Below are 14,660 nucleotides of genomic sequence, written 5' to 3' on the forward strand. Positions count from 1 at the left end.
GGCATGGCCATCACTTTCGTGTCGGTGAGCATGCTCCCCGTCGCGCTGCCGGAGATGAGTACCGGACTGAATGCCTCCGCAGCACAGACCGACTGGTTCATGCTGGCCTATCTGCTCACGGCGGCGGCCCTCATCCTCGTCCTGGGAAAACTAGCCGACATCGTCGGGCGACGGCCCGTCTACCTCGCCGGGTTGACGTTGCTGACAATCAGCGCAGCGCTGATCACCGTCGTCGACGACCCGGCCGTCGTGATCGCCCTGCGCGTCGTGCAGGGTATCGGCGCCGCGGCCGTGATCACCAACACCACCGCACTGTTGGTCGAGGCGTTCGCTCCGCAGAAGCTGGCAGTCGCGATCGGGCTCAACATCACGATCATGTCGCTGGCCATCTCGATCGGCCCGCTCCTCGGCGGGGTACTGACCGAAACCGTCGGCTGGCGTGGGGTGTTCGCGGTGATCGTGCCGCTGGGCGTGGTGGGCACGGCGTGGGCGGCGGTCACCTTGCGAGGAACCACCCGGAGCGGGACGGCCCGATCCGTGGACTACGCGGGCGCGGTGCTGTCGGTGCTGATCCTCGGGGCTCTCGTGTACGGGGTCGATCGCGGTGGCGACGACGGATTCACCGCCTGGCAGTCGGCCGTCCCGCTCGCGTTCGCTGTCGTCGCCCTTCCGCTGTTCTGGAGGTGGGAGAAGCGCGTGGATGATCCCGTGGTCGACCCGACGCTCCTCACCGATCGGTTCCGGGGCAACGCGTACGCCGCGTCGTTTCTCGTGACGATGGCGGAAGGTGCAGTAGCCGTGACCATGTCGCTGTATCTGCAGGGCATCGAGGGGCGCAGCCCGATCGACGCGGGTCTGCAGATCACGGCTCTGGCTGTCGGAACGACCGTGATGTCACCGATCGCGGGCCGGCTCGCGACGCGGGTCGAGGCACGTGTTCTGACCACCGTGTCGACCCTCGGCACGGCGACGGTGCTGGGATTGCTCGCGCTGCACATCGCCGGACCTGCCAGCGGTATACCGCTGGTGGTGTTGCTGTTCGGGGTCGGGCTTAGCGGGGGAATCTTCAAGACCGCCAACGCTGCGGCCATCAACGTAGGCGTTCCGCCGAACCGATCGGGGATGGCCAACGGTCTACGCGTCTCCCTCGACAACACCGCAGTGACCGTGAGTACCGCGCTGGCGCTTCTCCTTGCGGTGGTCGCCCTACCGCCGGCGCTGCGCGAGATGGTCTATTCCGGGAACGCACAACAGCTTTCCGGCGACGGAGTGAGTTCGTTGACAACCGGGTTCGTCGTCGCAGTCGGCGCCATGTCCGTCGCCGCACTGCTTGCCACGGTGCCGGCGATCCTGCGCGGTGCAACACCGACCGACACGCAGTTCGACCGCGCCACAGACACATCGACCACACACACGTTCACGACAGGGAGCAGAGCATGACGAAATTTCATCTGGGTTGGTTCACGAACTTTTCGAACCCGCCCTGGAACACCATGTGGTCCGGCACCGAGGGCGCATCGTGGGCCAACGGGAATCTGCACGTCGAGTTCGCGCAGGCGCTCGAACGGGCGTGCTTCGACTACATCATGCTCGAGGACTCCTCGATGGTGTCGGACGCGTTCGAGCAGTCGTCGCGGGTGGACCTCAAGTACGGCTTGTACGCGCCCAAACACGACCCCGTCACGCTGGTGCCGTTGTTGACCGCAGCGACCGACCACATCGGCGTCATCGCCACGTGCTCGACGTCCTTCTACCCGCCCTGGCTCCTCGCTCGACGGTTCTCGACCCTCGACCACCTCAGTCGTGGACGCGTCGGATGGAACGTGGTGACGTCCAGCGAGGACCGCGCCGCGCAGAACTACGGCATGGACAAGTTGGCCGAGCACGATCAACGGTACGAGCGCGCAGACGAATTCGTCGATCTGGTCAAGCAGCTGTGGGCATCGTGGGAAGACGACGCGATGGTCCTGGACCGAGACAACGGGACATACGTGGACCACACCAAGGTGCACGTGACCAACTTCCGCGGCAAGTACCACGCGTCGCGCGGGCCGCTGAATCTTCCGCGCTCGCCTCAGGGTGAGCCGGTGATCTGCCAGGCCGGCGGGTCCCCGCGCGGCCGAGAGTTCGCGGCGCGCAACGCCGAAACCATCCTCAGTGCCGCGAAGGATCCGGCGGCGATGAAGAGCTTCCGCGACGACATTCGGCTGCGGATGGAGAAGGCGGGGCGCGACCCCGACAGCTGCAAGATCATGTTCATCACCCAACCGGTGCTTGCGGATACGGACTCGGACGCTCGGGCGAAAGTCGAGCGCATGACGGCAGATGTCGATTCGCGGATCGAGTCGGCACTCGGGCACATCTCGGCACTCACCGAAATCGACCTGTCCACCTATGAACTCGACGAAGAGTTCCCCGAGCTGAGCACCAACGGGCACCGCACGACACTCGGGGACTTTCTCTCCTACGGCAACACACCTCGCCAGGCCGCGCTCGGCTGGTCGATGAAGAACGTTCACTACGTCGGGACGCCGGACACCGTGGCCGAACAGATGGGCGAGACGATGGACTTCGTCGGCGGAGACGGTTTCCTGATCACCGGCAGCATCGGCCGGCGGTACGTCGGGGAGATCACCGAGGGTCTCGTACCCGCGCTGCAGCGTCGCGGTCTCGTACGCAGCGAGTACGAGCACGACCAGTTTCGCGACAACCTCCTGTCCTACTGATGAAGGTTCTGCGACGGAAGTCCGTGGTACCGGGACCGGTGTACGCGTTGGCGTTCGTCAACGTGTGCATCGGTCTCGGCTACGGAGTCATCGCACCGGTGATTCCGGTCTTCGCGCGCGATTTCGGCGTCAGCGATCTCGCGGCATCCTCCGTCGTCAGCATTTACGCGTTCACCCGTGTGCTCGCGTCCTTCGGAGCCAGCCGGCTGCTGGTGCGCTTCGACGAACGGGCGGTCCTCACCGCCGGTCTGCTCCTCGCAGCAGCGTCGTCCCTCGCGGCAGCGTTCGCACCGACGTTCCTCGCCCTGCTGCTGCTGCGGGCGGTCGGCGGGATCGGTACCGCGATGTTCACCGTCTCGGGTCAGCAATTGCTGTTCCGCTACAGCTCGCCGGGCACGGGTGGGCGGACCGCCTCGGTGTTCCAGTCGGGCTTCCTGATCGGCGGCGTGCTCGGGCCGGTCATCGGCGGTGCCGTGGCCCTGTTGTCGCTGCGCGCACCGTTTCTCACCCACGCTGTCGCTCTCGTCGTCGGCGCGATGATCCTGTGGTTCGCGTTCCGGTCGAGCGACCGCATGGACGTCGCCGCCGGTATTGCACACGATCCGACGGCGCGACCGGAGCGGATGCCGTTGCGAGTCGCATTGCGCCATCGCGGCTTTCGGGCGGCCGTCGCGTCGAACTTCGCGAACGGATGGGTCGGGAACGGAGTGCGCTTCACCCTCGTGCCGCTCTTCGTGGCGTCGGTACTCGGGGCCAGTCCGTTCGTCTCGGGCGTGGTCCTGATGGTCGGAGCCGTCGTGCAGATCGTCGTCGTCAAACCGGCAGGCCGCCTCGTCGACAGCTGGGGCCGTCGACCGATGCTCGCGTTCGGGGCTGTTCTCATCCTGGCCGGAATCATCACTCTCGCTGCCGTTCCCACCCTGGAAGTACTGATCCTGACCATGGTGCTGTGGGGTGTCGGCGGTACCTGCGCCATGGTCGCGAGCGCCGCCACCGTCGGCGAGGTCCTGGACGGACGGGGCGGAAGCCCGATCGCGATCTACCAGGTCGTATTCGACGTCGGCACCATGCTCGGACCGCTGGTGGCCGGCGCGGTCGCTGCTCGTTCGTCCTACTCGCTCGCGTTCGCCGCCGGTATCCCGGTCGCAGCACTGGCCGCCGTACTGGCTCTGCGCCCGTGGCGCACCCCCGACCATCCCGAGCCCCGCTCCCCACGCTCTGCGTCTCACGGAAAAGAGGACCCATGTCAGACCCCTTCACCCTCGGGTGGTTCACCAACTATCTCGTCCCCGACTGGACCGGTCCCTGGGCCGGAACGGGCGGAACCGATTGGGCCGACGGCTCTTTCGCTGTCGACGTCGTGCGCAAGCTCGAACGGGCGGGAATCGACTTCGTGATGCTCGAGGACTCGACCGCCCTGACCGACATCTACGGCGGCACGTTCGAACAGGAGCTGAAGTGGACGCCGCGCGCGCCCAAACACGACCCCATGGCGCTGGCATCACGGCTGGCGTACGAGACGGACCAGATCGGCATCGTCGTCACCGCCTCGACCAGCTTCTACCCACCGTTCCTGCTGACGCGTCTGCTGTCGACGCTCGACCATCTCACCCGCGGGCGGATGGGCTGGAACATCGTCACCTCGACCGGTGACCGCGCCGCCCAGAATTTCGGGCACGACCGGCTCCCGCTACACGACGAGCGTTATGCCATCGCCGAGGAATTCGTCGATGTCGCCAATGCGTTGTGGGCGTCCTGGGACGCGGACGCGGCGTCTCCGATCACGGCCGGCCTCGAGTCCTACGTCGATCACACGAAGGTGCGCACGATCGATCACGACGGTCCGCACTTCTCGGTGCGCGGCCCCCTCAACACGTTGCCGAGCCCGCAGGGCAAACCTGTACTGTGCCAAGCCGGCGCGTCACCGGCCGGCATCGAGCTCGCCGCGCGCGTGTCGGATCTGGTCGTGGCCGCGCCGAAGGGACGCGCCGCGATGCGTGAGTACCGCAACAAGATTCGTGCTCGCGCGGCCGACTTCGGTCGCGACCCCGACGACATCAAGGTTCTCTACATGGTCACCCCGATCCTCGGCGAGTCCGAGGACGACGCGAAGCGCAATGCGGAGCGGTACTACGAACCCACGGACGCGGCGATCGCGCGTCGGCTGATCATGCTGTCCGGTGACATCGACTTCTCGCAGCTGGACGTCGACAAGCCCATTCCGGACGATCTGACCACCGAGGCGAGTACGAGCATTCTCGAAAACCTGCGCACCTGGGCGAACGGCCGCACCATCCGCGAGACGATTGCCGAGGAACGCACCGAGTCCCTGCGTCTGCTCGGCACCCCCGAAACCGTGGCGGACGAGATGCAATCGGTGATGGACGACGTCGGCGGAGACGGATTCCTGTTCTTCGGCGGGGGAGGCGGCGTGCTCAACCGACGCTACGTCGACGACGTCTGCGACGGGCTACTGCCGGAGTTGAGGCGCCGCGGGTTGGCCGGCACCGGCTACCGAGGTACCAACCTCCGCGAGCACCTGGCGGGTGCGCGATGAGCACTCCGAAGATCCACCTCGGATGGTTCACCAGCTTCCGCCCGCCCGTGTGGACGTCGCACTGGACCGGCTCGGACGCCGACACCTGGGCCGACGGACGGTTCCACGTGGAGATGGCGCGCGCGTTGGAGCGGGCCGGGTTCGACTATCTGATGCTGGAGGACTCGTCGATGGTGTCCGACATCTACGGCGGCACCACCGAATTCGATCTCGCCAAAGCGCAGTACGCACCGAAGCACGACCCGGTGGCGCTGGTGCCGATGCTCGCCGCCGCGACCACCCGGCTCGGCATCGTCACCACGATGTCGACCAGTTTCTATCCCCCGTATCTGCTTGCCCGCGTAGTGTCCACCATGGATCACATGTCCCACGGACGCGTGGGGTGGAACGTCGTGACCTCCAGCGAGGACCGGGCCGCCCAGAACTTTGGCATGGACGCGCTGCCGCCGCACGACGAACGGTACGAGCGCGCAGAGGAATTCGTCGGTGCCGTCGACGCACTGTGGACGTCGTGGGAGCCCGATGCGCTGGTGATGAACCAGGAGACGCACGTCTACGTCGACCACACGAAGGTGCACGACGCGAATTACGTCGGCAAGTACCACCGCACCCGCGGGCCGCTGAACACACTGCCGATGCCACAGGGACGACCGGTGATCTGTCAGGCCGGAGGGTCTCCACGCGGCCGCGCGTTCGCAGCGCAGAACGCCGACACCATCATCTGTCAGGCGCAGGGTATCGAGGCGATGAAGGCATATCGCGACGACGTGCGTGCCATGGCCGACGCCGCCGGCAGAGACCCGAACTCGATCAAGATTCTCTACATAGTCTCTCCCGTACTCGGTGAAACCGACCGGGAAGCAAAGGAATTGGATGAACGGTCCCGCGCGGCCACCGACGGTCGCGTGCACTCCGCACTCGCCCATATATCGGCGGTGACCGGCAACGATCTGTCGACGCTGGACATCGACGCACCGCCGCCGGAGCTGACCACCAACGGGCACCGCACCACCCTCGCCGACTTCCTCGCCGGGTCCGGAGGCAGCAAGAACAACGAGGACGGGACGCCGAAGACGTTGCGGCAGCTAGCTGCCACGTGGTCGATCACGTCGGTGCCGCTCGTCGGTACCCCGGACACCGTTGCCGGACAGATGGAAGACGTCATCGACGCGGTGGGCGGGGACGGATTCCTGATGACCGGACGGCTGGGTCGCCGGTACTACACCGAGGTGACGGACGGCCTCGTCCCCGCGCTGCAACGGCGCGGCCTCGTACGGACGGCGTACGCCCACGAACAGTTCCGCGACAACCTCTTGGACTTCTGATGTCCTCCACGAAAGGCGTTCTCCCATGATGCATCTCGGATGGTTTCTGACCACAGGGTTCGGGGTCTACGGCTGGAATCAGCCGTGGTCCGGCAACAGCGCCGATGACGTCGGCCGGCCGGACCTGTTCGTAGACGCCGCACGCAGCCTCGAGCGGGCGGGGTTCGACTTCATGATGCTCGAGGATTCCTCGGTGCTGCCGGACGTGTTCCGCGGGACTTTCGAGAGTTCGGTTCGACGCGGAACGACGGTGCGGTTCGATCCGATGCCGCTGGTCCCGCTCATCGCTGCGGCGACGGAGCGCATCGGCATCGTCGCCACCGTCGCGACCACCTTCTATCCGCCGTTTCTCGCGGCGCGTTTGTTCGCGACTTTGGACCACCTGACCAAGGGTCGGGTCGGAATCAATCTCGTCACCGCCAGCGCAGACGGTGCGGCCCAGAACTACGGCCTGGACAAACAGATCGAGCACGGACTGCGGTACGAGATGGCGGACGAATGGGTCGACGTCGTCACGCAACTGTGGTCGTCGTGGGACGAGGACGCAGTCGTCGCCGATCCCGCCTCCGGGGTGTTCGCCGACCACGAGAAGATCCACACCGTCGACTTCGACGGCACCTACTACAAGTCCCGCGGGCCGCTGAACCTGCCGATGGGACCTCAGCAGGGTCGTCCGGTGATCTGCCAAGCGGGTGGCTCGCCCGCCGGAAAGAATTTCGGCGCCAAGCACGCTGACACGATCCTGTCGATGGTCAAGGGCGTCGACGCCATGCACGAGTTCCGCGCCGACATCAGCCGGCGACTGATCGATGCCGGGCGCAAACCCGACGACGCGAAGGTGATGTTCCTGGTCAACCCGATCCTCGGTGACACCGACGAGGAAGCTCGCGCCAAGCGAGATCGGTTGCGCGCGCAGCAGAGAGAGAACATCGATGGCGTCCTGGCCGCGATGTCGTACTTCTCGAGCACCGACTTCTCCCAGTTCGATCTCGACGCCCCGGTGCCCGACCTGACTCGGTTCAACGGGCACAAGAGCACCCTCGAGGACATGGCCAAGTCCGGTAAGACCTTGCGAGAGATCGCGTTGAACTACAAGACCATCGAGTCGATGGAGTTGGTCGGTACCCCGGATTCTGTTGCGGCACAGATGGACGAAGCGATGGAGGAGATCGGGGGCGACGGGTTCCTGATCGCCTCGCAGGTGACCCGCAAGGCCGTCGCCGAGATCGCCGACGGGCTCGCACCGGCACTGCGCAAACGTGGTGCGATTCGTGACGGGTACTCGAAGCCCACCTTCCGCGAGAACCTCACCGCGTTCTGATTGTTCGCTACGGAGATGCGGCCGTGGTGGCGAGGGTCGAGCCGACGATTGCCACCCGGTCCGCGCGGAAGTGGGTGTAGCTGAGCTCCGACGGTGCGCCGGCCGAGTTCCGAGTGATCAACTCGCGGAGCAGAACCGGTGCCCCGACGGGCATGTCCAGTAGCTCTGCAGCGCGCTCCTGACACGAAATCGCTTCGACCACATAGTCGCTGCCTCCGTAAGCGCTTCCGAACAATCGCTCGTGAACGACCGAAATCGGCGGGAACTCCGTGTGGTTGCTCTCGATCAGCTGCGAGAACTCCTCAGCCGTGGCGTCCGTCATGCAGTACCCGACGCGGAGATACAGTGGTTGGCCGCCCATTCGCCCGAGTTGCTCGAGAAGCAACACCGAGTCCGTGTCGGCTCCGAGAAGTCGTTGCAGCACAGCAGGTGCGCTGATACGGCTGATCTCTAGAGTGTCCACGGTGAGCCGTCCCTCGTCCGGTGTTCCCGCCCATGCACGTGGTCCGACCTCACCGTCGTGCACGGCGACGATGTCGTGGACCACAGAGGTACCAGCTCGTCGGGCGCGCACCAGTACGCCGTCTTCGGCGAGCATCTGCAGGGCTTTGCGTACGGCGTTGCGTGTGGCGCCGAGTGATTCGATCAGGTGCTGCTCGGAGAGCGTCTGATCGTGCGGCATGGTGCCGCGCCGGATTCCTGCTCTGATCAACTCGTACACCCGTCGAGGGGACGTGACGAACTTGTCAGCTCGGTCACTTTGTGCGCGCACGTATTTCGCCCGATGTTCTTCGGCCTGCCTGCGGAGGTGAGCTGCGAGAGTGGCCGAGTCGTCGTCCGGGAAGGGGCGGGTCATTCGGGGCGGCCTTTCGTTCGTGCGCGGAGGGTGTGATTCGACTCGGTGAGTCCTCGGCTGAACGCGACCCTGCAGGCAGCACGTGCGAAGCAGTCTAGCGATCGTACGTGTGAGTCGGCGACGCCTACGGCGGCGCAGTGTGGCGTCCGATCGGCGAAAGTCCAGCTCAGAGGGGTGCGCAGCAGGCGTCATGGGTGCGTAATGAAGTGTTTACGGCTGAGGTCGCTTCGGGAAACACCGTTCCCGCACGATAGTGTTCGTGACCGATTCGACGACCCTGGAGATCCGATGACGACGACGGCAGAGCGCGACGCGGTGTCGAACAGACTGCGAGACAACGAGATCGATCATTCAACGGCACTGGATTCGCGGTCGCTCCTGAGCGTCGAGGATCTCACGGTGACCTACGGTCAGGGCGACGACGCGTTCGTCGCCGTCGACGGTGTGACCTTCGACATCGCGCCCGGCGAGCGGATTGCCCTCGTCGGTGAATCTGGATCCGGAAAGTCGACACTGGCTATGACTATTGCTGGTCTGATCGGCCCGTCGTCCGGCGCGCATATCGTGTCGACGCGGCTCGACTTCGACGGCGTCTCCCGACGCTCGCCTACGGGGGTAGGCCTGCCGAAGCGCACCGACGGTATCGCCATGGTGTTCCAGGATGCGATGACGGCCCTTGACCCGGTATGGACCATCGGTGGTCAGTTCAAGCACGTTCTCTCCGGCGCCGGCGTCCATCGGCGCTCCGAGCAGCGCGACCTCACGCGGCACTGGCTCACCAAGGTGGGCTTGATCGATACCAAGCGGGTCATGAAGAGCCGCCCCTACGAGCTGTCCGGCGGTATGAGGCAGCGGGTCATGACCGCCCTGGCCCTCTGCGGATCACCTCGACTGCTCATCGCGGACGAACCGACGAGCGCGCTCGATGCATCGCTGGCACGCGGATCCATGGAACTCTTGCAACAACTCACCCACGAGCAGGGCACTGCGCTCCTCGTGGTCAGCCACGACATCAAGCTGTGCCTGGAATTCTCCGACACCATGCTGGTGATGTACCGCGGGCGCTTGGTCGAGCAGGCCGCCTCGTCGACCATCGTCGCTACCGCGGAGCACCCGTACACGAAGGGACTTCTCGGCTGCATCCCGACGCTCGCGAACCGATCGGCAGATCGGCTCCCCGTGCTGGCCGATTTCATGCGCTGACGCACACGGGCGTGAAAAGGAGTGCTCATGGACTCTTTTTCACACCCGACTTGTGGAGTGCACCAGTTCCGCCACCCGTTTTACGTTGACTTCTCATCGTCCCTCGTAGCCTGTTCGGCAAACTCCGGGCCGATATTCTGAGTCGGTGGAAAACGAGTCCGACCTGGCGTACGCAGGGGAGCGCCGGACCGAACGCGGTTCCTACGACGTGCTCCTCGATCCGGTGCACGGCTCCGCTATGCCGCAGGGATACACGGTCTACTTCATCCCGGACAACCCCGAGGAACTCGCCGAACCGGAACCGGTCGTCCATGTTGTTCGCGAGCGCGCGACGCAGGAAAGGGTGTTCCAGGAGTCGACGGCACCCGTAATCGAGGCGCCTGAGCCTGAACCCGAGGACACGCCGGAGAACGATTACTCCTTCACAGACGTCGCCGAACCAGTGATCACGGCGGAGCTCGTGACCACAGCCGAACCCGTCATCACGGCCGAGCCGGTCCCCACTCCCGAACCCGTCATCACGGCCGAGCCGGTTCCCACTCCCGAACCGGAACTCCCCGCCTGGATGCTCACGACTGGGTGGACGCCTCCGCAGCCGCCCATCGACGCACCACTGGCCGTCCCGGTGCCCGAGCCCAGCGAGCCCGAGCCGATCGTCGTCGAGCCCGAGCCCGAGCCCGCCGAGCCCGAGCCGATCGTCGCCGAGCCAGTGTCGATTGAGCCGCAGCCGGTAGTCCCCGAGCCCGTTCGCACGCCGGAGCCGGCCCCTTTGACGAAGCCGGTCCCCGTGACCCCGCTTGTCGTCGAGCCCGCCCCGCAAGTGGACCGTCCTCGTCGCTCGCAGCACCGCAAACCCGACGCTGCACCGACGCGTTCTCGGTCGACTCCAAGCCCGCGGCCCCCGAAATCACCTGCAGTCGAACCCCCGACCGTAGTCACCGTCGTTGCAGAACCAGAGCTCCGTTCGAAGCACGCCCAGCCGAATCCCCCTACCGTCAGGCGCCGAATCACCACGGTTCGGCTGGCTGCCCTGGGGGCGCTCGTCGTCGTGATCGCCGGTGTTTACGTGGTGTCGCGGCCGTCGGACGAATCGGGGACGACCGGCGCCCGGGCCAGCAGTTACTCGGGTGGACCGGTGACGACTACGGTCCCGACTGTGCCTGTGCCGCTGTCGAATCCGGAGATCACCGGTTCCGTCGTCTACAACGACGGTTCCACACTGGTGATCGTCCAGGCCGGACTGAACGAGATGACGGTGGAGACCGACGCGTCGACCCGGGTGGTCGGCACGGACGAGACGGTTGCGGAACTTGCTGTGGGACAGGAGATCCTGGTTCAGGGCATCCGCACCATGGCCGGAACCTACTTGGCGCAGACGATCACGATGCAGCAGTAGCGTCGAACGATCTCGGTCGGCCCAGGAAGAACCCCTGCACCATCGTGGCACCCAACGCGCGTGCGGCCCCGAGTTCGGCTGCCGTCTCCACACCTTCGAAGACGGTGTCCGCACCGATCTCCGACGCCAACCCGACGATCGACTTGGCTGCCGCGCGGCGGACGGGGTCGTCGTCGATCCCACTGACGATCGACGCGTCCAGCTTGATGATGTCCGGGCGTACCTCGACCACATGGCGGAGGCCGGCGTACCCGGATCCGACGTCGTCGACCGAGATGCCCACCCCCGCAGTTCGAAGCATCGACACCGCGTGCCCGAGCGCGGCGTAGTCGACCACCATGTCGTGTTCGGTCAGCTCCACGATCAACCGCCGGGGCGGAACGATGGATGCGAGCATGATGGGCAGATCGGTCGTCAGAATCGTTGTGGCGGAGGCGTTCAGGCTCAGGAACACCCCCGAAGGCAGTGAATGCGCGCCGGCGATGGCGAGCTCGATCGCCGTCAGTTCCAGCGCTGCCGACTGCCCGGTCTCGGCGGCGGCGGTGAACCACGCCTGCGTCGAGCCGAATCCGGCGGGGAAACGCGAGAGCGCCTCGTAGCCGATCACGGAGTCGTCCGTCGTCGAGCAGATCGGTTGATACACGATCCGTGGTCCACCGGCTTCGATGATCGACCGAATCATGCTGTGCGGCAGTTGGTCCGTCTCCGAACGATCGCGGAGCCGGCGGGCCTGCACGTCCAGTCGGGCGCCGGCCAGCAGTCCCTGGAATGCCTGTCCGGCCCCGTCGCTCGCTGCTCCTAGGGCGGAGACCGAGCGCACTGTCACCCGAGCGCTGCGGAGCGATGTTTCACTCACCTCTACCGCGATCCGATCGAGGGACTCCGTCACCGTCGCTCGCCGTCCCCATGCGACACAGGCGAGTTCGGTAGTGCCGATGCGCGCGAGCACCGTGTTCGGGTTGGCGACCCGAGACAGGCCCGTCGCAAGTTCGGCGATGGCGTCGCCCATCGCGGATCGTTCCACGGGGTTCGTGGCGCTGTTCGGGTCGAACACCTGGACGAGTTCGATGCCGAGTGTCGTGTCCTCGCCGCGGATATCTCTGAGCGCCTGATCGAGCCCTCGGGTGGTGAGCAGGCCGGTCAGAAGGTCCGTGTGCGACTTTTGCAGGTCCCGTCTCAGCGTTGCGATGTACAGGCGCATCGCCAGGGGCGCAACGGACGCAGAGAGGATGGTCAGTGTGCGCGAGGCGACGAGCGTCGCGTCGACTCCCTCGGCAACGGACACCGCAGCGAACACGACCGCGACGACAACCGCAAGTCCAGTGTGAGCGAACAACAAACGCGACGACGTGTACACGGCTGCGAACAGCGACACCACGAAGAGCAGCGCCACGCCCGGCATGGCCACGAACGCCTCCGTGAACCCGCACAGGATGATCACGATGCCGACGTCGGAGAAGACGACGAACGCAGCTTTCCAGTGCGGTGGCTCGCTCGGAAGCAGCCAGACCGCGGCTACCACAAGGCACGCAACCGCGAAAAGAACCGGGACCCAGGACCATCCGGGACGTAGAGCACCCGACGGAATCAAGAGGAGACCGGACAACCCCGTGGCCAAGGTGACGATTGCGATGAGCCTGCGGATCAGAGGTGCGTCGAGCGTGGACACCGACAGGAGCGCGTCGACGTCGGGCTCGGACCGCATCGCATCCACAGGGGGCTCGCTTCGGGTCGCCCGACGCGATGTTCGCCGGGGGTTTCGGTCTTGGCATGGTGTGCATGCCGGAAACCCCCGTTTGCCGACTCCTCGACAATAACCCCGGTTGCGCTACCGGTGGTCGGAACCCACCGCAGCGCGTTCTGCCTGCTTGTTCTTGGACTGCTTCCACACGCCGAGCGCGACGGTCACCGCCGCGAGAGCCAGGGTGAGGAAGATCGACGACCGCTGCTCCGGCATCACCACCATCATCACCAGGACGAAGATGATGAAGGCGATCGCAACGTACGTCAGTCCCGGGTACAGCCACATGCGTACTGCCGGTGTTCGCCCTTCACGGTCGAGTTTGCGGCGCAGGACGAGCTGGCTGGCCGCGATGGTGAGGTAGACGAACAGGGCCACGGCTCCCGTCGTCGCCAACAGGTAGGTGAACAACTTCTCGGGGAGAATGTAGTTGCCGACGACCGCGAGGAACCCGAGCACCATCGACGCGATGACGGCGATCCAGGGGACGCCCCGGCTGCTCACCTTGCGCACCGCGGCAGGTGCGTCGCCGCGTCCGCCGAGCGAGAACAACATGCGCGACGCGGTGTACAGCGCCGAGTTCAGGCACGACGCCACCGCGGTCAGAACCACGACGTCCATGATGCGATCCGCGTGCGGAATCCCGATGCGCGACAACACGTACTGGTAGGAGCCTGTGGAGACGTCGAGCTGATCCCACGGCACCAACGCCACGACGATGAAGATGGAGCCGAGGTAGAAGAGGAAAATTCGGTAGATCACCGAGTTGGTTGCACGGGTGATGCCCTTCTCCGGATCGGGTGATTCCGCGGCCGCGATGGTCACGATCTCGGCACCCATGAAGGAGAACATGGTGGTGAGCATGGCCGCGATCACGGCTCCGAATCCCTTGGGCATGAATCCACCGGATGCCCAAAGTTGGCTGACACCACTGACTTCGGAGTTGGGGAGCAACCCGAAGATCGCGGCAACGCCGAGCGCGATGAAGGCCACGATGGCGACGACCTTGATGAGCGCGAACCAGAATTCGAACTCGCCGTAGTTACCGACGCTGAACAGGTTCGTACCGGTCAGCAAGATCACGATGGCCAACGCCCACAACCACTGTGGGCCACCCAGCCAGGTGGTGAGGATGACTGCACCCGCCGTCGCCTCGACCGGAATGACCAACACCCAGAACCACCAGTACAGCCACCCGACGGAGAAGCCGGCCCAATGCCCCAGCGCGCGAGTGGCGTACGTGGAGAAGGAGCCGGTGTCCGGGTTGGCTGTGGCCATCTCGCCGAGCATGCGCATCACCAGAACGACGAGCGTTCCGGCGAACAGATACGACAGCAGCACGGCGGGGCCCGCGGTGTTGATGGCGGTGGCCGATCCGACGAACAGGCCGGCGCCGATCACGCCGGCGATGGAAATCATGGTCACGTGTCGCGGCTTCAAGCTGGTTCCCAGCTCGCCCGCGGGGACGTCCTTTTCGATGGTCATGGCGCGGCCTCTCCCGACGAAAGTGCAAGGTTTGTAGTCGATCACAAATG

General features: G+C 65.5%; 11 protein-coding genes. 8 read left to right on the top strand and 3 right to left on the bottom strand.

From position 1 onward, the window contains the following. The first annotated feature begins 3 nt into the window (after positions 1-3). From IEW02_RS19460 to IEW02_RS19480, 6 genes are read left to right on the top strand one after another with little or no spacing between them, the layout of a single operon-like run. A complete protein-coding gene (locus IEW02_RS19460; RefSeq protein WP_188546529.1) occupies positions 4-1,440 on the top strand; it encodes an MFS transporter in 1,437 nt (478 codons plus the stop codon). Beyond that, on the top strand, positions 1,437-2,726 hold the full coding sequence (locus IEW02_RS19465; protein WP_188546530.1) for an NtaA/DmoA family FMN-dependent monooxygenase: 1,290 nt from the start codon (positions 1,437-1,439) through the stop codon (positions 2,724-2,726). The genes IEW02_RS19460 and IEW02_RS19465 overlap by 4 nt, the downstream gene beginning before the upstream one ends. After that, positions 2,726-4,123 (top strand): MFS transporter, encoded by a 1,398-nt coding sequence (locus tag IEW02_RS25200; RefSeq protein WP_229746165.1) that lies wholly within the window; start codon positions 2,726-2,728, stop codon positions 4,121-4,123. The genes IEW02_RS19465 and IEW02_RS25200 overlap by 1 nt, the downstream gene beginning before the upstream one ends. Then, complete coding sequence (locus tag IEW02_RS19470; protein WP_229746176.1) at positions 4,087-5,283, top strand: NtaA/DmoA family FMN-dependent monooxygenase; 1,197 nt, start codon at positions 4,087-4,089, stop codon at positions 5,281-5,283. The genes IEW02_RS25200 and IEW02_RS19470 overlap by 37 nt, the downstream gene beginning before the upstream one ends. Beyond that, positions 5,280-6,608, top strand: a complete 1,329-nt coding sequence (locus IEW02_RS19475; protein ID WP_188546532.1) for an NtaA/DmoA family FMN-dependent monooxygenase — start codon at positions 5,280-5,282, stop codon at positions 6,606-6,608. The genes IEW02_RS19470 and IEW02_RS19475 overlap by 4 nt, the downstream gene beginning before the upstream one ends. Before the next feature lie 25 nt (positions 6,609-6,633). Beyond that, the gene (locus tag IEW02_RS19480; RefSeq protein WP_188546533.1) at positions 6,634-7,929 is read left to right on the top strand and encodes an NtaA/DmoA family FMN-dependent monooxygenase; all 1,296 of its coding nucleotides are present in this window, start codon (positions 6,634-6,636) and stop codon (positions 7,927-7,929) included. 7 nt (positions 7,930-7,936) lie between these two features. Here IEW02_RS19480 and IEW02_RS19485 read toward each other — a convergent pair whose 3' ends face one another. Further along, the gene (locus IEW02_RS19485; protein WP_188546534.1) at positions 7,937-8,785 is read right to left on the bottom strand and encodes a GntR family transcriptional regulator; all 849 of its coding nucleotides are present in this window, start codon (positions 8,783-8,785) and stop codon (positions 7,937-7,939) included. Positions 8,786-9,073: 288 nt separating this feature from the next. Here IEW02_RS19485 and IEW02_RS19490 point away from each other — a divergent pair, with 288 nt between their 5' ends. Together IEW02_RS19490 and IEW02_RS19495 are read left to right on the top strand one after the other, a co-directional pair. Next, complete coding sequence (locus tag IEW02_RS19490) at positions 9,074-9,988, top strand: ABC transporter ATP-binding protein (protein WP_188546535.1); 915 nt, start codon at positions 9,074-9,076, stop codon at positions 9,986-9,988. 145 nt (positions 9,989-10,133) lie between these two features. Beyond that, positions 10,134-11,384: a DUF5666 domain-containing protein gene (locus IEW02_RS19495; RefSeq protein WP_188546536.1), complete on the top strand. Its 1,251-nt coding sequence runs from the start codon at positions 10,134-10,136 to the stop codon at positions 11,382-11,384. Here IEW02_RS19495 and IEW02_RS19500 read toward each other — a convergent pair. Both IEW02_RS19500 and IEW02_RS19505 read right to left on the bottom strand, forming a co-directional pair. Then, a complete protein-coding gene (locus tag IEW02_RS19500; RefSeq protein WP_229746177.1) occupies positions 11,368-13,089 on the bottom strand; it encodes an EAL domain-containing protein in 1,722 nt (573 codons plus the stop codon). The two genes, IEW02_RS19495 and IEW02_RS19500, sit on opposite strands and share 17 nt — an antisense overlap. Positions 13,090-13,212: 123 nt before the next feature. Next, on the bottom strand, positions 13,213-14,610 hold the full coding sequence (locus IEW02_RS19505; RefSeq protein WP_229746166.1) for an amino acid permease: 1,398 nt from the start codon (positions 14,608-14,610) through the stop codon (positions 13,213-13,215). Positions 14,611-14,660: the final 50 nt, after the last annotated feature.

The organism is Rhodococcoides trifolii (assembly GCF_014635345.1).
Lineage (GTDB): Bacteria > Actinomycetota > Actinomycetes > Mycobacteriales > Mycobacteriaceae > Rhodococcoides > Rhodococcoides trifolii.